Here is a 22430-nt window from a genome sequence, read left to right as displayed (position 1 = left end):
TGGGTGTTGTATAGTCAAGCCTCACGAGCAATTAGTATTGGTCAGCTTCACATATCGCTATGCTTCCACATCCAACCTATCAACGTCGTAGTCTTCAACGGCTCTTTAGGAGGCATAAAGCCTCGGGGAAATCTTATCTTGAGGTAGGCTTCCCGCTTAGATGCTTTCAGCGGTTATCCCTTCCGAACATAGCTACCCGGCGATGCGACTGGCGTCACAACCGGTACACCAGAGGTTCGTCCACTCTGGTCCTCTCGTACTAGGAGCAGATCCTCTCAAATTTCCAGCGCCCACGGTAGATAGGGACCGAACTGTCTCACGACGTTCTAAACCCAGCTCGCGTACCTCTTTAAATGGCGAACAGCCATACCCTTGGGACCTGCTTCAGCCCCAGGATGAGATGAGCCGACATCGAGGTGCCAAACACCGCCGTCGATATGAACTCTTGGGCGGTATCAGCCTGTTATCCCCAGAGTACCTTTTATCCGTTGAGCGATGGCCCTTCCATACAGAACCACCGGATCACTAAGACCTACTTTCGTACCTGCTCGACTTGTGGGTCTCGCAGTTAAGCGCGCTTTTGCCTTTATACTCTACGCGTGATTTCCGACCACGCTGAGCGCACCTTCGTACTCCTCCGTTACTCTTTAGGAGGAGACCGCCCCAGTCAAACTACCCACCAGACATGGTCCTCGTCCCGGATAACGGGACAGAGTTAGAACCTCAACATTACCAGGGTGGTATTTCAAGGACGGCTCCACTCGGACTAGCGTCCAAGTTTCAAAGCCTCCCACCTATCCTACACAAGTAAGGTCAAAGTTCAATGTCAAGCTGCAGTAAAGGTTCACGGGGTCTTTCCGTCTAGCCGCGGGTACACCGCATCTTCACGGCGAATTCGATTTCACTGAGCCTCTGCTGGAGACAGCGCCGCCATCATTATGCCATTCGTGCAGGTCGGAACTTACCCGACAAGGAATTTCGCTACCTTAGGACCGTTATAGTTACGGCCGCCGTTTACTGGGGCTTCGATCAAGAGCTTCGCTTACGCTAACCCCATCAATTAACCTTCCAGCACCGGGCAGGCATCACACCCTATACGTCCACTTTCGTGTTTGCAGAGTGCTATGTTTTTAATAAACAGTTGCAGCGGCCTGGTTTCTGAGGCTGTCAACCGCTCAGGGAGCAAGTCCCATCACCGTCAACAGCGTACCTTCTCCCGAAGTTACGGTACCATTTTGCCTAGTTCCTTCAGCAGAGTTCTCTCAAGCGCTTTGGTCTACTCGACCTGACCACCTGTGTCGGTTTCGGGTACGATTCCAGTGTAACTGAAGCTTAGAGACTTTTCCTGGAAGCAGGGTATCAGCCACTTCACTGTACAAGTACAGCTTGCTATCAGATCTCAGCATAGAGCACCCCGGATTTGCCTAAGATGCATGCCTACTTCCTTTCACCTGGACTACCAACGCCAGGCTGACTTAACCTTCTCCGTCCTCTCATCGCATTACACTGAAGTATTGGAATATTAACCAATTTCCCATCGACTACGCCTCTCGGCCTCGCCTTAGGGGTCGACTCACCCAGCCCCGATTAACGTTGGACTGGAACCCTTGGTCTTTCAGCGAACGGGTTTTTCACCCGTTTTGTCGTTACTCACGTCAGCATTCGCACTTCTGATACCTCCAGCATACTTCTCAATACACCTTCTTCGGCTTACAGAACGCTCCCCTACCACGCATAATAAATTATGCATCCGCAGCTTCGGCACATAGTTTTAGCCCCGTTACATCTTCCGCGCAGGCCGACTCGACTAGTGAGCTATTACGCTTTCTTTAAAGGGTGGCTGCTTCTAAGCCAACCTCCTAGCTGTCTATGCCTTCCCACATCGTTTCCCACTTAACTATGATTTTGGGGCCTTAGCTGGCGGTCTGGATTGTTTTCCTCTTGACTACGGACGTTAGCACCCGCAGTCTGTCTCCCGGATAGTACTCATTGGTATTCGGAGTTTGCATCGGTTTGGTAAGTCGGGATGACCCCCTAGCCGAAACAGTGCTCTACCCCCAATGGTATTCGTCCGAGGCGCTACCTAAATAGCTTTCGGGGAGAACCAGCTATCACCGAGTTTGATTAGCCTTTCACCCCTATCCACAAGTCATCCCCTGGCTTTTCAACGACAGTGGGTTCGGTCCTCCAGTTAGTGTTACCCAACCTTCAACCTGCTCATGGATAGATCACCCGGTTTCGGGTCTATACCCAGCAACTATACGCCCTATTAAGACTCGATTTCTCTACGGCTCCCCTATTCGGTTAACCTCGCTACTGAATATAAGTCGCTGACCCATTATACAAAAGGTACGCAGTCACCGAACAAGTCGGCTCCCACTGCTTGTATGCATGCGGTTTCAGGATCTATTTCACTCCCCTCACAGGGGTTCTTTTCGCCTTTCCCTCACGGTACTGGTTCACTATCGGTCAGTCAGGAGTATTTAGCCTTGGAGGATGGTCCCCCCATATTCAGACAAGGTTTCACGTGCCTCGCCCTACTCGTCATCATTATGTGTGCCCTTTCGTGTACAGGACTATCACCCACTATGGTTGCACTTCCCAGAGCATTCCACTAAAACACACATAACTTAATGGGCTTTTCCCCTTTCGCTCGCCGCTACTGAGGGAATCTCAATTGATTTCTTTTCCTAAGGGTACTGAGATGTTTCACTTCCCCTCGTTCGCCTTGCAACACTATGTATTCATGTTGCAATACCTACCTTAAGGTAGGTGGGTTCCCCCATTCAGATATCTCCGGATCAAAGGATATTTGCCGCCTCCCCGGAGCTTTTCGCAGGCTATCACGTCTTTCTTCGCCTCTGACTGCCAAGGCATCCACCACATGCACTTAATTACTTGACTATACAACCCCAAACAGTCGACGTTACCTACAAGTTAGTAACTTCAACATTTCAGTTTAGAGCACTGTGCACTTAAGCACCGTACAGCTTCAATCTAAATTCATATACCAAAACGCTTGATTCAGTTAATTTGCTAGTGCTCATTTCAATTCGTAATTAAACCGTAACACCGAAGCATTACTGTCAATCTTGAATTAAATGAGTTGAACAATTTATTTCAGACTCAATTTTGCCAATCTGTTAATGATTTCCTACCGCCTCGTCAGCGAGTAGTTCACTGTGATAAATCACAGAATTTAATAAATCATTAAATCTTTACGATTTAACCTATTTACTAAATTCTGTAATCTTTAGCTTAAAGCTCCAGTATATGTGTGCCTGCGCACAGCATAGCTGTTTGCTTAAATTTCAAGGAAAAGCCTTAAAGCAGTGCTTTAAGTTTTCTGATCTTGAAATTTGGTGGAGACTAGGAGAGTCGAACTCCTGACCTCCTGCGTGCAAAGCAGGCGCTCTACCAACTAAGCTAAGTCCCCAGCTTATCATCTGTGATTCGATGTATCTTCAATTCCTGTAACTTGATTGATTCAATCTAGGTCAAAGTCATGGTGGGTCTGACAAGACTTGAACTTGTGACCCCACGCTTATCAAGCGTGTGCTCTAACCAACTGAGCTACAGACCCTCAGATACATCAATGAAGAACAACTTGTTGTGGATTCTTACCAATCGTCAATCTTTCGTTAAGGAGGTGATCCAGCCGCAGGTTCCCCTACGGCTACCTTGTTACGACTTCACCCCAGTCATCGGCCACACCGTGGTAAGCGTCCTCCTTGCGGTTAGACTACCTACTTCTGGTGCAACAAACTCCCATGGTGTGACGGGCGGTGTGTACAAGGCCCGGGAACGTATTCACCGCGGCATTCTGATCCGCGATTACTAGCGATTCCGACTTCACGCAGTCGAGTTGCAGACTGCGATCCGGACTACGATCGGCTTTTTGAGATTAGCATCACATCGCTGTGTAGCAACCCTTTGTACCGACCATTGTAGCACGTGTGTAGCCCTGGCCGTAAGGGCCATGATGACTTGACGTCGTCCCCGCCTTCCTCCAGTTTGTCACTGGCAGTATCCTTAAAGTTCCCATCCGAAATGCTGGCAAGTAAGGAAAAGGGTTGCGCTCGTTGCGGGACTTAACCCAACATCTCACGACACGAGCTGACGACAGCCATGCAGCACCTGTATGTAGATTCCCGAAGGCACCAATCCATCTCTGGAAAGTCTCTACTATGTCAAGGCCAGGTAAGGTTCTTCGCGTTGCATCGAATTAAACCACATGCTCCACCGCTTGTGCGGGCCCCCGTCAATTCATTTGAGTTTTAGTCTTGCGACCGTACTCCCCAGGCGGTCTACTTATCGCGTTAGCTGCGCCACTAAAGGATCAAATCCCCCAACGGCTAGTAGACATCGTTTACGGCATGGACTACCAGGGTATCTAATCCTGTTTGCTCCCCATGCTTTCGCACCTCAGTGTCAGTATTAGGCCAGATGGCTGCCTTCGCCATCGGTATTCCTCCAGATCTCTACGCATTTCACCGCTACACCTGGAATTCTACCATCCTCTCCCATACTCTAGCTAACCAGTATCGAATGCAATTCCCAAGTTAAGCTCGGGGATTTCACATTTGACTTAATTAACCACCTACGCGCGCTTTACGCCCAGTAAATCCGATTAACGCTCGCACCCTCTGTATTACCGCGGCTGCTGGCACAGAGTTAGCCGGTGCTTATTCTGCGAGTAACGTCCACTTATCCCAGGTATTAACCAGGTAAGCCTCCTCCTCGCTTAAAGTGCTTTACAACCAAAAGGCCTTCTTCACACACGCGGCATGGCTGGATCAGGGTTCCCCCCATTGTCCAATATTCCCCACTGCTGCCTCCCGTAGGAGTCTGGGCCGTGTCTCAGTCCCAGTGTGGCGGATCATCCTCTCAGACCCGCTACAGATCGTCGCCTTGGTAGGCCTTTACCCCACCAACTAGCTAATCCGACTTAGGCTCATCTATTAGCGCAAGGTCACAAGTGATCCCCTGCTTTCTCCCGTAGGACGTATGCGGTATTAGCATCCCTTTCGGAATGTTGTCCCCCACTAATAGGCAGATTCCTAAGCTTTACTCACCCGTCCGCCGCTAGCTCAGTTACCGAAGCAACCTCGCCCGCTCGACTTGCATGTGTTAAGCCTGCCGCCAGCGTTCAATCTGAGCCATGATCAAACTCTTCAGTTAAAATCATTTTGTCACTTTATTCGAAGTGACCAAATCTGGCTCATCAATTTTCTGACTTAAATTTCGCTCAAATAAACTTCGAGTAATTTAAACCAATCAATCAATGAAAATAATTTCGATCAATCAACCAGTAAAAATCCACACAAGTTGTTCTTCATAATCTCTTAATGATCTCAATTTCTACCTCGTCAGTAGAAATTTTAACGCAAAACTCTTCTAATAACCTAACCCTGTAAGCTAAGTTCGTAGGCTGTTTCGCGTCGGGATGAGTGCATTCTAGGGGATTTCAAAATCTTTGCAAGCCCTAAATTAGAATATTTTTCACGTATGTATTTTTTTTCTACAAAATTGCTTGGTTTTTTAATTTTTTAGCTATTTTTTCATCAAATTTTAATAAAAACTCACATCTACAAAATACAAAGAATGTTTTTATCCATATTTTTGTGGACTCAAATCAGTCAAATTTTTCATGCTGTAATCAACGATTGCCAATGTATACGATTCTTTTCGTCTTTCGACATCTAAAAAATTTTACATTTCAGTTAAAAATTCTTTTGCATGGTCCCAAATCACATTCGTACATACGGCGTATATTTATCATTGATTTTATACCCGTGTGGTGGTTTTACCGCTAATTAAAAGTTGGTGTTCAGCAAATGTGGATCGACCCATCTATATGCACCGCTTACAAGAGGTTTTACTTATAAATGTAGCCTTAAAATTCAAATCAGGTTTTAAAACTTCAATAGACTTCTTGTGTTAGTCAAGTTTTAAATAGCTGAAAGCTATATTTTATCAGGTTTTAGCCAATTCAAAAATTAGATAAACTATACTTTCGCAAGAGGCCTAATAATATTTTATAAAACAAAGAGAAGGAGCTTTACATTTTACCTTTAGATATAAACCACAACAAAACCAAAGGCAAAAAAAAGAAAGAGATCTCTCCCAAAATCTCTCCCTCGGAGTTGAATCTATATGCGATCCATATATCGTTATTATAGTTATACAAAAAAAAGAGTCCCTTGGGGAAGGGACTTGTAAATTGTGGAGCTATCGTTATAAGTACCCTCTAGATCTGTTTTGTACACTGTGTCTAGATGGGTGAATCTTATACATAACTGAGCAAAATTGCAAGATGTTTGGCAAAATTTAAGTGTTGTTTTTATAGGTTTTTTTTGAATTTACTTATTCATATAATAAATATACCAAACAGAAAATAAAAGCAGACCGAAGCCTGCTTGTATTTCAATCACTTAGAATAGTTCTAGTCTGTGAACGTAACTTTGGCAATTGCTTTTTTACCTGCCTGAATAATATGCGTTGCATTTTCTTTGATCGAAAAACTTGCATCGACTACATTCCAATCTACTTTCACTGCGCCACGCGCCACAGCATCTTTGGCTTGTGCAGCATTTTTAGTTAAACCCGCAGCACGTACAATAGAAGCAATAAATAATTCACCGCCAAATTCAGCACGCGAAATCGTGACTTCTGGCGTACCTTCAGGTAATTCACCTTCGGTAATGATATTACCCGCACCTTTATGGGCATTGGCTGCGGCTTCGCTACCATGGAAACGCTCCACCAATTCGAGTGCCAAAATCTTTTTGATTTCTTGAGGATTCCGACCTTCTGCCATTTCTTTGAGCAACACTTCAATTTCCTCCATCGACTTGAAGCTGAGTAATTCAAAATAGCGCTCAATCAGACTATCTGGCATCGACAAGACTTTTTGATACATCGCACCCGGTGCATCAAACACGCCAATATAGTTGCCTAAAGATTTAGACATTTTATTCACGCCATCTAAACCTTCAAGAATTGGCACAGTAATACAAACCTGAGCTTCCTGATCATAACGACCTTGCAAGGTACGTCCCATCAACAAGTTAAAAGTCTGGTCTGTACCGCCCAACTCTACATCGGCGCGTAATGCCACCGAGTCATAACCTTGTACCAGCGGATACAAAAATTCGTGAATCGCAATCGGTTGCTGATTGTTATAACGCTTGGTGAAGTCATCACGTTCTAACATACGCGCTACGGTTTGCTGCGATGCCAACTGAATTAAATCTGCTGCAGTTTTCGTTGCAAACCATTCTGAGTTAAACACCACTTTGGTTTTATTTGGATCAAGAATTTTAAAAACTTGTTCCTGATAAGTTTTGGCATTTTCTAAGACTTTTTCACGTGACAACGGCGGACGTGTTGCACTTTTACCCGTTGGGTCACCAATCATGGCGGTGTAATCGCCAATCAAGAAAAAGACTTCGTGACCTAAGTCTTGGAATACTTTTAATTTATTGATTAATACCGTATGCCCCAAGTGTAAATCAGGTGCAGTCGGGTCAAACCCCGCCTTAATTTTTAAAGGACGATTCTCTTTTAATTTCTTTAGAAGATCTTCTTCAGAAATAATTTCATGCGTGCCTCGTTGAATGAGAGCAAGTTGTTCTTCAGCCGGCAGGAAATTTGACATCACGAAATCCAAACACATCAGTTATTCAATTTGTGCGATATACTAACACTTTTTCAGCATATTGCAGGCTATAGAATAACCATGACAGCGATCTATATTGGGGTAATGACGGGCACAAGCATGGATGGTGTCGATCTTGTTGCTGCTTCTTTTGATCCACTGCAACTCCACGCTACCCTGACTTTGCCTTTTGATCCCGATTTACGCGACGAACTTATGGCACTGACTTTGCCCGGTGACAATGAAATTGACCGCATGGGCAAGGCAGATGTGGCTTTAGCCACCATGATTGGACATGGTATTAACAACCTGATTGAAAAAAATAAACTGGATAGATCTCAAATTAAAGCGATTGGTTCGCATGGTCAAACCATTCGTCATCGTCCTGAACATGCTTTTACTTTACAAATTGGCGATCCGAACATTATCACTGAAATTACTCAAATTCCTGTAATTTCAGATTTTCGTCGTCGTGACATGGCTGCAGGTGGACAAGGTGCGCCTTTGGTGCCCGCGTTCCATCAAAATTTATTCCAACATCCCAGTATCCATCGGGTAATTTTAAATTTAGGTGGTATTGCCAATGTCAGTTTGTTGCCCGCAGGACAGCCCGAAGCAGTGTCAGGTTTTGACACTGGACCTGCCAATATTTTAATGGATGCTTGGTGTGAGCGTTACACAGGACAACCTTATGATGAAAATGGCAATTGGGCGGCGTATGGCCATCCGATTCGCAGCTTGTTAGACCGTTTGCAAGCGCATGCTTTTTTCTCTAAAGAACCGCCTAAAAGTACAGGGCGCGAAGACTTTAACTTGGAATGGTTAGATGAACAGGTTGCCGATTGGCGTAATGATGTGGAATATAACGAGCTGGAAGATAATCCTGAAAATATTCAGGCGACTTTATTAAAGCTCACCACCCGCGCGATTAAAAAAGCCATTTATCGTTCGGGCATGGATACGGGCGAAGTCTATGTTTGTGGTGGTGGTGCCTATAATTCTTATTTGCTCGAACAATTGCGTTGGCGTTTGCGTAAACATCAATGGACAGTACAAAGCACAGCCGATTTAGGATTAAACCCGACATGGGTCGAAGCCACCGCCTTTGCTTGGTTAGCGATGCGTTTTTGTCAGCAATTAAGTGGCAATTTACCTGCGGTCACAGGGGCAAAAGGTGATCGTATTTTAGGTACCATGACTTTAGTTTAAGGATGCACTTTTAAACCAGATCAGTAGCAAAAAAAAAGCCTTTCCTATTCTATAATATAGGAAAGGCTTTGATCATTTTGAGCGCATCAATCTACTTTTTCAGATGCTGATACTCAAAAATATTTAAATTTCACTTAGATTGAGAATGAAGAACCACAACCGCAAGTCGTAGTTGCATTCGGGTTTTGTACCACAAAACGCGAACCTTCCAAGCCTTCAATATAGTCCACGACCGAGCCAACTAAATATTGATAGCTGAGCGAATCGACCAGCATTTTTACATCGCCATTCACAAATTCTGCATCATCTTCATTTTGGCTTTCTGCAAAGTTAAAGCCATAAGAAAAGCCTGAACAACCGCCACCCGTCACATATACACGTAGCATTAAGTCTTGATTACCTTCACTGTCACGCAATTGGCGAACTTTTTTAGCAGCGTTGTCGGTGAGCTCAAGTGCTTGGGCATTCATGATGGATTTTCCTCAGGTACAATTCAGATGTCTTTTCTACAAAAAGACCACTTATCAAGTATAGCATACTCAATATTGGGACAGTGATGCAGAATTAAAGTGAATTCTGAGTGTTTACCTCAAGATTCTCCAATTATTTGTAATTTTCGTCCTGCAAACCACATTCAAAATTGGTTGGCGCTTGTTTACAACGGAATTGCCATAATAATTTCATCATGCGTTTGTCATAAACACCACGTTTGGTTAAGTCAATCCGCGATTCACGCATCATTTTCTGATAACCCGGTTGATCTGCTGCAGGCACTTGCATCCAATATTTTGCAGGAATATCAGCTTTCATTTTACCCAGAATATCAAAGGCACGTGGTAACTGCCCTTTCACCCAATCACGTGATTTTTGACCAAATCCTGCAGGGAATTTATCAGGACGGATAATAATATTGCCCGTGACTTGTAAAATTGGATAATTCACAATCGCACCTTTAGTACCTAAACCTTTGTGGAGTTCCAAAGGGCGGAATACCGCAGCGGGCGCACCAATAATATCAACCTGACCATTGTTAAATTTACTGCCAAAATTGGTGACATCGGCACTTACTGCTTGCGCACCAATTTGCTGTACCATAATTTTTTGCGCTTGGTCATAATCTAAAACCGCAATTTTTTTTCCTGCAGCTTTCGCGACACTATTAATACTGCGGTCATTCACCATCAAAAAGGCATCACCCACGGGAATGACGCCTGCGACTTCATACTGGCCATTGCGCATATATTTGGCGAAAGCAGGACTTGCCAAACCTTGCATGACTTTGACTGCCAGTTTTAAATCTGGAATCGCGCCAATTGCATCCAATGAGCCTGTAAAATGGTTAAATTGACGACCACGCATGCCCGTCACACTAATACCATCACATTTTCCTGCTTTAAAATCTTCTGCAATCACGCCTTCGTTTTGACCTACGCGTAACTCAATCTCTGCACCCCAGTTTTTGGCCGCCAATTGATAGTCTTGCATTAAGTTATAGACATCACCATTTTTACCGACCAAGTCGAATACACAAACCACTTGTTTGGCCTGCACTGTACTGGCGGCTAAAGACAAGCCTGCACCAAATAATAAAGCATTCGTCCATTGTTTCATTTCCTAATTCCTTCTATTTTTTGTTTTTCTGCGCACAGTTGATCTAAACTTCAATTTTGCATCACTGTTCTTCTCATCACGCTTAGATTAACGAATTTTAATCTCTGGCTGATATGGCTCAATTGACAAATCTTTCAATATAAAAAAACCTAGAATTTTCTAGGTTTTTTATTAAAAATCAATCTATTCACCACCCAGTGAACATTCAAAATTGGTTTTTTCGACAGAACAACGAGCACGTTTTAACACACTCATCATAGCAGGGTCATAAATGCCGCGTTTGGTCATATCCATACGTCCATCACGCAGCATTTTTTGATATTTGGTTTTATCTTCTGCGCTCAGGTTCATTTTATATTTGGCTGGAATTTCACCTTCTAAACGATTAATCATACTCATCGCTTTAGGTAGGTTTTTTACAAACCAATCTCGTGATTTTTGTCCAAAGCCTGCAGGGAATTGTTCAGGACGAATTACAAAGTCTGCGGTCACTTGTAATACAGGGAAATTAAACATTGCCCCGTTATTAGCTAAACCTTTGTAGATTTCTAAAGGTTTGTACGCATAGGCAGGCGCGCCGACCATATCGACCTGACCATTGTTAAACTTTGCCACAAAGTTAGACACATCAGAAATGACGGCTTGCGCACCTACACGCTGCACCATAATTTTTTGTGCATCATCATAGCCCAATACCGCAAATTTTTTCCCTGCTGCTTTTTCAATCGAACTGATATTCTTGTCGCGCACAAAAATGAATGCCGAACCTAAAGGTGAAATACCCGCAACTTCATATTTCTTTCCACCTAAATTGGTGACCATTTTCGCAGCATTGCGTTTGTCTAAAGCAAAACTGATGGCACGTTGTGCAATCGCATTATTTGGTGCACCACCTAAAGCATCAATTGACCCTGCAAACTTATTGTATTGACGGGCACGCATGGCAGTCATAAATACCCCATCACATTTGCCTGCTTTAAAGTCATTGTCTGCAACAGCTTCATCTTGACGCGCAATTAAATTGACTTCTGCACCCCAGCCTTTTGCGGCTAGCGCCCATTCTTGTGCCATTTGAAAAGATTCACCTGACTTACCCAGTAAGTCAAAGACACATACATCTACTTTTGCTGCTTGCGCCTGAGCACTAAAACCGATCGCTGCGAATGCAGTCAATGTTGTGCTGACCCATATTTTTTTCATTGTTTCGATCCTTCTACAGATTTTTTTTTTTTTTGAGTGTCCGTACACGAAACAAATATTAAGCAAGTTCAAATTAAAAAAATAGAGCATTTACTCAAATTTCGTCTGTCAATTCTGCCAAAACTTATACTGCCTTATTTAAGCTATCACTTTGATTCCATAATTCACATATATTTTATAGATTTAGATTAAAATCAAATCGTTTACAACATGCACGTCTTTTGCGCTTGTTTACAAAGTTATAAAAAATTTTGTTGCTGCAACGTAGTTTTTAAGCATCACAAAAGAGATTTTTCGCAAATCACAAATAAAACTAGGCTTATTTTTGTTTTCTAGCGGGCTTACATTAGAATATGCCCAACTTTTGTTGTGACCAGTAAGCACCATGATTCAACTTGACCAAGTTTCTTTACGCCGCGGTGGACGTGTTTTATTTCAAAAAGCGTCTATGCAAATCCATCCAGGCTGGAAAGTCGGTCTTACAGGCGTCAATGGTGCAGGAAAATCCAGTTTATTTGCTGCGCTTTTGGGCAGCTTAACTCCAGATGAAGGTATGCTAAGCCGTCCACAAGGCTGGACTGTGGCGCACATGGCACAGGAAGTTAAAGCATTGGATTTGCCTGCGATTGATTTTGTGCTATCGGGTGATGAAGAATACTGGAACATTCAACAACAACTACAACATCCCGAACAATTAAATAATGACCAACTTGCGCATTTGCATGGTCGTTTTGATGAAATTCATGGTTATACCGCACCTGCCAAAGCCGCACAACTCATGGCAGGTTTAGGTTTTATGGAACATCAAAACAGCTTGGCGGTCAGTAGTTTTTCAGGTGGATGGCGGATGCGTTTAAATTTAGCACGCACCTTAATGAGTCGCTCAGAACTATTGTTACTGGACGAACCAACCAACCACTTAGACTTAGATGCAATTTTATGGTTAGAAGACTGGCTCAAAGCCTATACGGGAACTTTGGTGCTGATTTCCCATGACCGTGATTTTCTAGATGCCATTACCGATCATATTTTACATATTGAAAATAGCGAACTGACTTTATATACAGGCAATTATTCAACCTTTGAAACCACTCGCAGTGAACGCTTGGCACAACATCAACAAGCGTATGAAAAACAATTAGAAACCCGTGCACATTTACAAAAATATATTGATCGCTTTAAAGCCAAAGCCACCAAAGCACGGCAGGCACAAAGCCGTATCAAGCAATTGGAACGCATGCAATTGCTTGCCCCCGCACATGTAGATACCCCATTTACCTTCAGTTTCCGTGAACCGACCAAAATGAGTTCGCCGTTACTGACCTTGGAACACGTCAGCATTGGTTATGCAGACAAAGTGATTGCCAGCAAAATTAACCTACAAATTACTCCGACCAGCCGTATTGGTTTATTGGGGATGAACGGCGCAGGTAAGTCGACTTTAATTAAATCCTTAGTGGGTGAATTGGCATTATTGTCAGGTACTCGTAAAGCCTCAGAGTTACTCAATATTGGCTATTTTGCGCAGCATCAAATGGATGCTTTGGATGATACTGCCAGCCCGATGCTACAACTATCACGCATTGCCGATAAAAAAATCAGCGAAGCCACTTTACGCGCCTTTTTAGGCAGTTTTGGCTTTAGTGGTGAACGTATGGACACGCCTTGTGAAAGTTTTTCAGGAGGTGAGCGTGCGCGTTTGGCTTTGGCTTTAATTGTCTGGCAACGCCCTAACGTACTGATTCTGGACGAACCGACCAACCATTTAGACTTAGATATGCGACATGCCCTCACCATGGCTTTACAGGATTATGAAGGTGCAGTGGTATTGGTGTCACACGAACGTCAATTGATTGCCAGTGTCTGTGATGACTTACTCTTGGTTCACGCAGGACAATGCACAGAGTTTGAAGGCGATTTACAGGATTATGCCCAATGGTTACGCCAAGCCCGTTCAGACATGCTTAAACAAAGCTCATCTAACACAGCCCCATCCAATCCAAGTCCAGTGGTTGAAAGCAAAACCAACCTCGCCAAAGTAGATAAAGAAGCGCAACGTAAATTGGCAGCACACCGCCGTGAACAAACTCGCCCTATTCGTAAAAATATTGAAAAATACGAAGCGCAAATTGAAAAAATTCAACCGCGTCTGACTGAAATTGAAACCGGACTGGCAGATCCTGCCCTTTACGATGCCAACCGTAAAGATGATTTGCTCAAACTCATGAATGAACAAAATGATCTGAAAACCAAATTGGCACAGGCAGAAGAACACATGCTTGAATTGATGATGGAATTAGAAGAACTCGAAAGCAGTTTTGAATAAGCATATCGATGAGATTTAACCCTATGCGAAATAGGGTTAAATCTTATGATATTGGATAGAAGATACATTCTGTATGTGGCATACTCATAAACCACATTTCTAATAGTTTTTAATATTTAGTTTATCTTCACAATCACCATACCATAAAAACCCGAGTCATTAATTTCACATGCTGAAATCTTTACTCCCCCTGTACTTGTCAAAAGGCTTCAATAACTCGCTAAATTAGAGCTTATTGTAGATGCACAAGTTGCAGCAGCCGTAGCCATAGAGACTTGTTGCGCGGCACGACTGGAGTATCTGATCCCTCAATTAAACGAGTTTCAGTAGAATTTATTTCCGAAAAATTTAATGATTTTGCTATCTGATTCGCTGTATTAGTATTAGCACCTTTATTTACTTCGGCTAACTTAATCTTGAGGTTATTACTTCCCTTGATATAAGGGTATATATCAAGCATTGGAAATTTCTTACCTACGTTATGCTCAGCAATAGTGAATAGTTGAGGTTGAGCCAAGAATTTAGATGGAAAAGTAATCGTACTTTTACTATTCAAATTAATTGACTGATTAAACTTTGGATCAATTAGATAATATTTTAGTTCAGGGTTAAAAGGTAACGAAGTACTAGCTACTGGAAAATAGCGGAATACACCATTTCCTTTATTAGTTTTATCTAAAACAATATATAAATTTTGTCCTTGATATTCTGGATCAATTTTCACTGCTTCTTTAAACTTTAAATCACCTTCAATTGACTGTTTACCTGTAGTCGGTTCAAAGAAAACTTCTCTAATTTTTTCATTCTTTGGAATGAATACATCTGCTACTAGGTGCCCTCTAGTGGTACTACTATTTACAACAGGTACATCTTTATTAACCTCAGCTTTCCAACAAGCAGTTGCTGAACATAAAGTGAAATTAGAAATACTAATCTCTCCAGCATCATTATTACTAGAAACTGTGAGATTAACTCTCAAGCGAGACATACTATCTCTTTGAACACCTTTAAATCCTTCTAGGTTTTGGGGTGTAAACGGAGGTAAAGCTGCAAAGACTGATGTCGATGATACTAGTAAACTCAATGCGAATAGTTTTTTCATTTTTTATCACTTATTTAATTTTAGTCATTAAATATTAAAGTTTTTTTAATATTTCCTTTAATAAATGTAATTTACATTGTTATCTGCCAAATCTCATTCCATAACTCTTTTTAGGCTCATTTATTTCTTTAACTTGGATACTTGCATCCCTAATGCTTGTAGTTGCTTGTTGGTCAAGGTTGCGTTTTGTGTCTTGAAGTCCTGTAACTGATCGCTCAAGTTGTTTACATGCCGTCTTGCGTTTGTTTATTTTCATTTATCAATCCCGCAATACACTACAGTTGTATGACACTACCTATTCATAATAAAAATATGCCGACTTAGTCACCAAGCAAGAAAGTTTGAATTTAAAACTCAGCACAACTTTTAAATTCAAAAACTGAAATTTAAATTTAAAAGCTAAAAATCAGTTATCCACACCTTAAATCAACCATTATTTTAAATTCAAAACCCCAATTAAGGCCAAATCAGCACATTCCTTGATGATTGCTTTGGGTCATTGAATCTTAGTGATTCACAAAAATTCGCGGCTATTCAGCAGCCACTTTTACTTTACTGATACATAATTCTTGTATTTTCCAGCCCTGAATATAGCGCCAGATTTCTTGAATATACCCTTGATCATCCGCCAAACCAATTTGAATCCGACAATTAACCTGCTCACGATCGAACTCATATTCTTCTGATTCAACATTCGGTTTGATCGGTTTCCAGACACCATTATTTACTGCATGCTGAATATTGGCATAACGTGTTTCACGATTTTCCACACATGATTCTGCCGTATAAACAACTTTAAAATCCTCATCTTCATAGTGTGCTAACAGCTCCACATTGCCAGTAAAAAAGGCATTCACCCATGCATCACGTGCTTGTTCTAATTGATTATCCATCTTAATGATTCTCTTCTATTTTTGGCTTAATGTGGCTCAGCATGACAGAACAATAAGTCAGTTTTATAAAAGTTATTTGGATGAATCATGACAACAACAAAAGCCAAACACAAAAAAGCACTCCGTAGAGTGCTTTGGGTTATGCGGATGATTTGGACGAATTAAGCGTCAATATCTGCATTTAAGGCATTTTCTTCAATAAAGGCACGACGTGGTTCTACATCATCGCCCATTAAGCAAGAGAACATGCGGTCTGCTTCAATGGCATCATCAATGGTGACTTGCAACATATTGCGGTTTTCTGGGTCCATGGTGGTTTCCCAAAGCTGTTCCGCGTTCATCTCACCTAGACCTTTATAGCGCTGAATCATCATGCCGCGACGCGAGTCTTGTAAAATGTGTTGCCACACTTGATGGAAATTGTTGACAGTAATTTTACGTTCACCTTTTTCCAAGTATGCACCTTCTTCAAGCAGCGTAAACCAGCTTTTTGAATTCTTCAGCAAACGTGCATATTCAGCTGAACCTAGCAAACCTGTGTCTAGCAAATAAGTATGTGGCAAGTTGTGCACATATACCGTGATTCGTGGCCAATACGTTGCAGATTTTTGACCATCCGCATCTTCTTTTTCAAACTGTTCGATGCTTAATTCAGGACGCAAACTTGGCTGTAATCGTTCAATGCTTTGACGTAATTGCTCGCCCCATTGTTGCACATAGGCCTGATCTGCTGCTTGATCAATTTTAAAGGCATCTAGCTCCAATAAACCATCCAACAGACTTGCAGGATAACGCAGCGTTAAACGACTCAAACTCTTTTGTGATGTTTGATAATCAGCAATCACTTTGGCTAAAGCCTCGCCACGAATTGCAGGTGCATCAGCACTCACATGCAACTCCAGTTCATCAATCGCATTAGAAATTAAATAGGTTTCTAAAGCATCGTTATCTTTGATGTACTGTTCCTGCTTGCCTTTTTTCAGCTTATACAATGGTGGCTGTGCGATATAAATATGACCGCGCTCGACCAATTCTGGCATTTGACGGAAGAAGAAGGTCAAGAGCAAGGTACGAATATGTGAACCATCTACGTCAGCATCGGTCATGATGATGATTTTGTGATAACGCAGTTTGTCTGGGTTATATTCTTCACGACCAATACCACAGCCCAAAGCAGTAATTAAAGTACCTACTTCTGCCGATGAAATCATCTTGTCAAAACGGGCACGTTCCACGTTGAGGATTTTACCTTTCAGTGGCAAAATCGCCTGCATTTTACGGTTACGACCTTGTTTAGCCGAACCACCTGCCGAGTCACCCTCGACTAAATATAATTCAGATAATGCTGGGTCTTTTTCCTGACAGTCGGCCAATTTACCTGGCAAACCTGCAATATCTAGAGCACTCTTACGACGCGTCATTTCGCGGGCTTTACGCGCTGCATCACGGGCACGTGCTGCATCAATAATTTTACCCGCGATAGATTTTGCAGCTTGTGGATTTTCCAACAAATATTCGGAGAAAGATTTATTCATGGCCTGCTCAACAGCAGGTTTCACTTCACTCGACACCAATTTTTCTTTGGTTTGTGATGAGAATTTTGGATCTGGCACTTTGACCGACACAATCGCGGTTAAACCTTCACGTGCATCATCGCCTGACACCACAACTTTTTCTTTTTTCAGGATATTTTCGCTTTCCATGTAGTTGTTTAACCCACGGGTTAGCGCAGCACGGAAGCCTGCCAAGTGCGTTCCACCATCTTTTTGTGGAATGTTATTGGTAAAGCAACGTACGTTTTCCTGATAGGAATCATTCCACTGTAAAGCAACTTCTACGGTAATTCCGTTTTCAGCCTGTGTCGTGAAATGAAAAATCTCATTCAGATGGGTTTTGCCTGCATTGATATATTTCACAAATTCAGACAAACCGCCTTCATAGTCAAAAATGTGTTCTAAATTGACACGTTCATCACGCAGTACAATACGCACGCCCGCGTTTAAGAAAGACAATTCACGCAAGCGACGCGCCAAAATATCCACATTAAAAATGGTTTGGCTAAAAGTTTCAGCACTTGGCCAAAAACGCACAGTCGTGCCTGATTGATCAGTTTCGCCGACCACTGTCAGAGGATATTGCGGATCACCATGACGATATTCCTGTTGGTGAATTTGACCCGCGCGTTTAATCGTTAATTCAAGTTTACTCGATAAAGCGTTGACCACTGACACACCCACACCGTGCAAACCGCCCGACACTTTATAGCTGTTGTCATCGAACTTACCACCTGCGTGCAGAATCGTCAGAATAACCTGTGCCGCAGAAACACCTTCTTCTGGGTGAATATCAGTTGGAATACCACGACCATTGTCAGATACACTAACAGATTCATCTTCATGGATAGTCACCAAGATTTCATCACAATGACCCGCCAAAGCTTCATCAATAGCGTTATCGACTACTTCGAACACCATGTGATGCAAACCTGTACCATCATCTGTATCACCGATATACATGCCTGGGCGTTTACGAACAGCATCTAGGCCACGCAATACTTTGATACTAGAGGAATCATAAGCCTTTTCAATGGTTTGTTCTGTAGTAGAGGCAGATTGATCTTCTGAACTCATGGTTTCTCCCTAGTGAAAAATAGGTCTATCCAAAGATAAAAAAAATTATTGCTCAACAGCCTGCACCGTTCCGTGATCGACCTGAAATAAGCGATAAGGAATCGACAACGCTTGTAAGTGTTGTTGCACGGATTGATGATCTAAAGTGGTAATAAAAACTTGACTACCCAATTGGCTTAATCGTTCAATTAAACGTTGTTGTGCGCTTAAATCTAATTCTGCTGTCAGATCATCTAATAATACCACAGTTTCCTTATTAGACGCATGCAGCATTGCAATCTGTGACAGTTTTAATGCCATAATCAATAGCTTTTTCTGCCCACGTGACAGCACCACATCAGCATCGCCTATTGGGGTTTTTAAGCGTAAATCGGCACGGTGTGGCCCATATTCGGTATAGCGACGTTCCACATCTTTTTGATGATAATTGCACAAATCATTCAGCAAACCTGTTTCGGTATGAAAGCCCGCGCTGTATTCCAAACTAATGTGTAAATCAGGCAGTAAATACTGTAAATCTTGCGCAAAAAATTGCTGCCATTGTTCCACCGCTCCTAAGCGCTGCTGATGCAAAATCTCACCATAATCACTGAGCATTTTATTCCACGGTTCTAAGTCTGACAGACTTAAATGTCGCTGTGATTTAAGCAGACTATTACGCTGTTTTAAGGCACGTGAATAATATTGCCAAGCGTGATAAAACTCTGGTTCCACGTGGAACATCAACCAGTCCAGTAGTTGTCGTCGTGGTTTTGCACCATGATCAATAATATCGGTACTGAGTGGATCAATATGCTGTAAAGGCAAAATTTTAGCCAATTGCCCTTGGGTTGCAACAGGGTCACCATTGACCTTAATCAACTGCTCACCCGATGCCATTTTTTGCATACCAATTTTTTCAGTCAAAGACTGGGCAAATACAATCGCATCTTGGCTGCTGTTCTGAATGTAATTTTTAGGAATATGGGTGCGAAAAGAACGCCCTGTCGCCAATAAATGAATCGCTTCTAAAATCGAGGTTTTACCTGAACCATTTGGCCCATAAAAGACGTTAAACGGCTGCAACTCATGAAGTGCAACCGCTTTTAAGTTCCGAACACGCTCGATATGTAAACGCGTAATATGCATGATTCAGCTAGATTTAATCTTGAAATAAACTGCTCACTTAAACACGCATTGGCATCACAACATAGGTTTGATCTTGATGTGCTGGATCTTGTACCAATACCGATTGGTTGGCTTCGGTCATGGTCATCAATACATCATCGCCATCCAATGCCCCTAAGACGTCCAATAAATACTGTGCATTAAATGACATTTCCAACGGTGAATCGGCATATTGAATCGCTAAATCTTCAATTGCTTCATCTTGTTCCGGGTTATTGGCACGTAATTGTAAGGTGTCCGCACTAAAATTCAGGAATACGCCACGCAATTTTTCATTACTTAAAATCGCCACACGCTGTAAAGATTGTTTAAATACATCATGCGCGATCAGCACGTTTTTATCACCACCACGTGGAATCACACGGCGATAATCTGGGAACTTACCATCAATTAATTTAGTGGTAAAACGTACGGTAATTTCTGCTTGTTCTTTGTCACGGCTTGGGGTGCGAATGGTCACATTCAACAATTCACGCCCAATTAAAAGTGCCAGTTGTTCATCTTCAATGCTCAGCAAACGCTGTAATTCAGCCACAGCTTTACGCGGCACAATGGCTTGAATTAATTGTGTGGCGGTCGAAGAAGCCGCTGTTTCACACAAGGCCAAACGGTGACCGTCTGTGGTCACAGCGCGCAATTGATTTTCATCAATTTCTAGCAAAGTACCAGTTAAATAAAAGCGTACATCCTGCACTGCCATAGCAAACGCGGTTTTTTCAAACAAACGCTTCAACTCACGCTCAGTGACGGTCACTTGCGTGCCTTGAGCATTTTCTGTGGCCAATAATGGATAATCTTCTGCAGGCAAAGTGCCTAACACAAAGCGGCTATTGCCTGATTTTAAAATACAACGTTGATCTTCAGTGATTTGCAAATCAATCAAAGCTGCGCTTGGCAAAGATTTACAAATATCCATCAGTTTACGTGCAGGCACTGTGGTTTCCCCTGCCTGTAAACATGCCCCTTCAGTCAGATTCGTACTCGCAACCAACTCCACTTCCAAGTCAGAACCAGTAATGGTTAAGGCTTGCTCAGTCACCTGAACTTTGACATTGGATAAAATATTTAAGGTATGGCGACGTTCAACCGCTCCTACGACATGTGACAGAACATTCAGTAAGCTTTCTTTCGCGATTTTTAAACGCACGGTGCATTCCTCTAACAACTGAAGATTGGAGTATAAAATAGGTTTTTTAGCAGTGTACTATGCGGCAAAAGCCGCTGCATGGCAAGAACAGAATTTGAGCAAATTCGGTCAACTTTGCAACAATCGTTGTAGGTTTTTATAGTCTTCGTTAAAGATCGGATCTTCTTCACGCAGGCTTTGTACTTTTTCACAGGCATGCATCACGGTACTGTGATCACGCCCACCGAACGCCATACCAATTTCAGGGAAACTGTCACCTGTCAGCTCACGTGCCAAGCCCATTGCCAACTGACGTGGACGCGCATAAATACGGGTACGTTTTGGCCCCACCAATTCTTTGAGTGGAATGCGGAAATATTCACTCACTACCCGCTGAATATTTTCGGTACTGATGGTACGCGCGCGAATTGCCAAGACATCTTTTAGAGATTCACGCACCACATCTAGATCAATTGGGGTGCCTTTAAAACGGGAAATTGCCACCACTTTATTGAGTGCGCCTTCAAGTTCACGCACATTAGCCACCACTTGCTGGGCAATAAATAAAGCACAGTTACGTGGTAAATCCACGGCGCTGCTTTCGGCTTTTTTTAATAAAATTTCAATTCGGGTTTCAATATCTGGCGGTTCCACCCCGACTGATAAACCCCAAGAAAAACGTGACACCAAACGTGCATCCAATTCGGTTAATTCCTTAGGATAACGGTCTGAAGTCAATATGATTTGTTTAGATTCGTCCAATAAAGCGTTAAAGGTGTAGAAAAACTCGACCAAACTGGCTTCTTTACCCGCCAATAAGTGAATGTCATCCACCAATAACAAATCTAAAGAGCGGCAGTTTTTCTTAAATTCTTCGACTTTCCCCTGTTGCAAAGAGCTAACAAAATCCTGCACAAAACTTTCTGCTGTCATATACATGACCCGTGCATTCGGTTTGGCTTGCAACAACGCATTGCCCACTGCTTGCATCAAGTGAGTTTTACCCAAACCTGTTGGGCCATACAAAAATAAAGGGTTGTGCTGTGAAGCCCCCAATTGGGTCAATACCTTGCGACAGGTTTCCGCAGCCATTTGGTTAGAACGACCTTCCACAAATAAGGAAAAGGTAAATAACGGATTGAGTAGGCGTTTACGGCTTTTTGCAGAACTTTCTTCTTTTTCACGTTTAGGCTTGGCCAAAGGCGCAGGGCTAGATTCCAGCGCAGCAGTGGTGGTCGCAGGTTGTTCACTGGCCGATAAAATCGCACCTGGGCGCGAATCGACTAAAATTTCGACCTTACGCACGCGCCCCTCAGACAACTGCTCTGCCAAAATGGTAATCAATTCCAGATGATGTTCTTGAATGTAACGCGTCCAATAAGGATTAGGCGCATAAAGTTTTAGTGTATCTTCAACTTCTTCTGCCACCAATGGGCGAATCCACATTGTAAAGACATTTCCAGAGAGCTCTTGTCGCAAGCGATTTAAGCAGTCCGTCCAAAGCAT

The 22430-nt window shown here is 42.7% G+C and carries 13 protein-coding genes, 2 tRNA genes and 2 rRNA genes; 2 read left to right on the top strand and 15 right to left on the bottom strand.

Annotated features, from left to right (window positions below; genetic code table 11):
* Positions 1 to 10: 10 nt before the first annotated feature.
* From K1T76_RS00085 to tyrS, 5 genes are all read right to left on the bottom strand, one after another.
* Positions 11 to 2904, bottom strand: a 23S ribosomal RNA gene (locus K1T76_RS00085).
* Between the two features lie 456 nt (positions 2905 to 3360).
* A tRNA-Ala gene (locus tag K1T76_RS00080) sits at positions 3361 to 3436 on the bottom strand.
* Between the two features lie 70 nt (positions 3437 to 3506).
* Positions 3507 to 3583 (bottom strand) — tRNA-Ile (locus K1T76_RS00075).
* A 59-nt stretch (positions 3584 to 3642) separates the two neighbouring features.
* A 16S ribosomal RNA gene (locus K1T76_RS00070) occupies positions 3643 to 5181 on the bottom strand.
* The 16S and 23S rRNA genes sit together here with 2 tRNA genes alongside, the layout of an rRNA operon.
* 1264 nt (positions 5182 to 6445) lie before the next feature.
* A complete protein-coding gene (gene tyrS / locus K1T76_RS00065; RefSeq protein ID WP_230243669.1) occupies positions 6446 to 7678 on the bottom strand; it encodes a tyrosine--tRNA ligase in 1233 nt (410 codons plus the stop codon).
* Between the two features lie 63 nt (positions 7679 to 7741).
* Between tyrS and K1T76_RS00060 the strand changes: the two genes are divergently transcribed.
* Positions 7742 to 8869 carry an anhydro-N-acetylmuramic acid kinase gene (locus K1T76_RS00060; RefSeq protein ID WP_230243668.1) on the top strand — a complete coding sequence of 376 codons (1128 nt, stop codon included), beginning with the start codon at positions 7742 to 7744 and terminating at the stop codon, positions 8867 to 8869.
* A 134-nt stretch (positions 8870 to 9003) separates the two neighbouring features.
* On the opposite strand, the gene erpA is transcribed toward K1T76_RS00060, so the two are convergent.
* The 3 genes from erpA to K1T76_RS00045 all read right to left on the bottom strand — a co-directional run bounded on the left by erpA (position 9004) and on the right by K1T76_RS00045 (position 11680).
* Positions 9004 to 9339, bottom strand: coding sequence for an iron-sulfur cluster insertion protein ErpA (erpA, locus tag K1T76_RS00055; RefSeq protein WP_004969742.1), 336 nt, complete (start codon positions 9337 to 9339; stop codon positions 9004 to 9006).
* A 133-nt stretch (positions 9340 to 9472) separates the two neighbouring features.
* Positions 9473 to 10480, bottom strand: a complete 1008-nt coding sequence (locus K1T76_RS00050; RefSeq protein WP_230243667.1) for a putative solute-binding protein — start codon at positions 10478 to 10480, stop codon at positions 9473 to 9475.
* Between the two features lie 183 nt (positions 10481 to 10663).
* Positions 10664 to 11680 carry a putative solute-binding protein gene (locus K1T76_RS00045; protein ID WP_230243666.1) on the bottom strand — a complete coding sequence of 339 codons (1017 nt, stop codon included), beginning with the start codon at positions 11678 to 11680 and terminating at the stop codon, positions 10664 to 10666.
* A gap of 385 nt (positions 11681 to 12065) precedes the next feature.
* Between K1T76_RS00045 and K1T76_RS00040 the strand changes: the two genes are divergently transcribed.
* Entirely contained in the window at positions 12066 to 14006 is a 1941-nt protein-coding gene (locus K1T76_RS00040) for an ATP-binding cassette domain-containing protein (RefSeq protein WP_230243665.1), read from the top strand.
* 232 nt (positions 14007 to 14238) lie between these two features.
* Here K1T76_RS00040 and K1T76_RS00035 read toward each other — a convergent pair whose 3' ends face one another.
* The 7 genes from K1T76_RS00035 to dnaA form a co-directional block, all read right to left on the bottom strand.
* On the bottom strand, positions 14239 to 15108 hold the full coding sequence (locus K1T76_RS00035) for a hypothetical protein (RefSeq protein ID WP_230243664.1): 870 nt from the start codon (positions 15106 to 15108) through the stop codon (positions 14239 to 14241).
* A gap of 79 nt (positions 15109 to 15187) precedes the next feature.
* Positions 15188 to 15364 carry a hypothetical protein gene (locus K1T76_RS00030; RefSeq protein WP_230243663.1) on the bottom strand — a complete coding sequence of 59 codons (177 nt, stop codon included), beginning with the start codon at positions 15362 to 15364 and terminating at the stop codon, positions 15188 to 15190.
* Positions 15365 to 15638: 274 nt separating this feature from the next.
* Entirely contained in the window at positions 15639 to 16001 is a 363-nt protein-coding gene (locus K1T76_RS00025) for a hypothetical protein (protein WP_230243662.1), read from the bottom strand.
* A 161-nt stretch (positions 16002 to 16162) separates the two neighbouring features.
* On the bottom strand, positions 16163 to 18631 hold the full coding sequence (gene gyrB, locus K1T76_RS00020) for a DNA topoisomerase (ATP-hydrolyzing) subunit B (protein ID WP_019836215.1): 2469 nt from the start codon (positions 18629 to 18631) through the stop codon (positions 16163 to 16165).
* A gap of 45 nt (positions 18632 to 18676) precedes the next feature.
* Positions 18677 to 19759, bottom strand: a complete 1083-nt coding sequence (gene recF / locus K1T76_RS00015; protein ID WP_019836214.1) for a DNA replication/repair protein RecF — start codon at positions 19757 to 19759, stop codon at positions 18677 to 18679.
* A gap of 37 nt (positions 19760 to 19796) precedes the next feature.
* Positions 19797 to 20945, bottom strand: coding sequence for a DNA polymerase III subunit beta (gene dnaN / locus K1T76_RS00010; RefSeq protein WP_019836213.1), 1149 nt, complete (start codon positions 20943 to 20945; stop codon positions 19797 to 19799).
* A gap of 108 nt (positions 20946 to 21053) precedes the next feature.
* Positions 21054 to 22430 (bottom strand): chromosomal replication initiator protein DnaA (dnaA, locus tag K1T76_RS00005; protein WP_026438000.1); only part of this gene is annotated, 1377 nt, incomplete at its 5' end.

The organism is Acinetobacter sp. PW68, from assembly GCF_020982655.1.
Lineage (GTDB): Bacteria > Pseudomonadota > Gammaproteobacteria > Pseudomonadales > Moraxellaceae > Acinetobacter > Acinetobacter towneri_A.
This window is presented reverse-complemented; position numbering and strand designations above follow the sequence as displayed.

What these genes read in the sequence shown, in the direction of transcription:
- tyrS (WP_230243669.1), bottom strand. Translation starts at nt 7,678, where the DNA reads ATGTGTTTGGATTTCGTGATGTCAAATTTCCTGCCGGCTGAAGAACAA.
- K1T76_RS00060 (WP_230243668.1), top strand. Translation starts at nt 7,742, where the DNA reads ATGACAGCGATCTATATTGGGGTAATGACGGGCACAAGCATGGATGGT.
- erpA (WP_004969742.1), bottom strand. Translation starts at nt 9,339, where the DNA reads ATGAATGCCCAAGCACTTGAGCTCACCGACAACGCTGCTAAAAAAGTT.
- K1T76_RS00050 (WP_230243667.1), bottom strand. Translation starts at nt 10,480, where the DNA reads ATGAAACAATGGACGAATGCTTTATTATTTGGTGCAGGCTTGTCTTTA.
- K1T76_RS00045 (WP_230243666.1), bottom strand. Translation starts at nt 11,680, where the DNA reads ATGAAAAAAATATGGGTCAGCACAACATTGACTGCATTCGCAGCGATC.
- K1T76_RS00040 (WP_230243665.1), top strand. Translation starts at nt 12,066, where the DNA reads ATGATTCAACTTGACCAAGTTTCTTTACGCCGCGGTGGACGTGTTTTA.
- K1T76_RS00035 (WP_230243664.1), bottom strand. Translation starts at nt 15,108, where the DNA reads ATGAAAAAACTATTCGCATTGAGTTTACTAGTATCATCGACATCAGTC.
- K1T76_RS00030 (WP_230243663.1), bottom strand. Translation starts at nt 15,364, where the DNA reads ATGAAAATAAACAAACGCAAGACGGCATGTAAACAACTTGAGCGATCA.
- K1T76_RS00025 (WP_230243662.1), bottom strand. Translation starts at nt 16,001, where the DNA reads ATGGATAATCAATTAGAACAAGCACGTGATGCATGGGTGAATGCCTTT.
- gyrB (WP_019836215.1), bottom strand. Translation starts at nt 18,631, where the DNA reads ATGAGTTCAGAAGATCAATCTGCCTCTACTACAGAACAAACCATTGAA.
- recF (WP_019836214.1), bottom strand. Translation starts at nt 19,759, where the DNA reads ATGCATATTACGCGTTTACATATCGAGCGTGTTCGGAACTTAAAAGCG.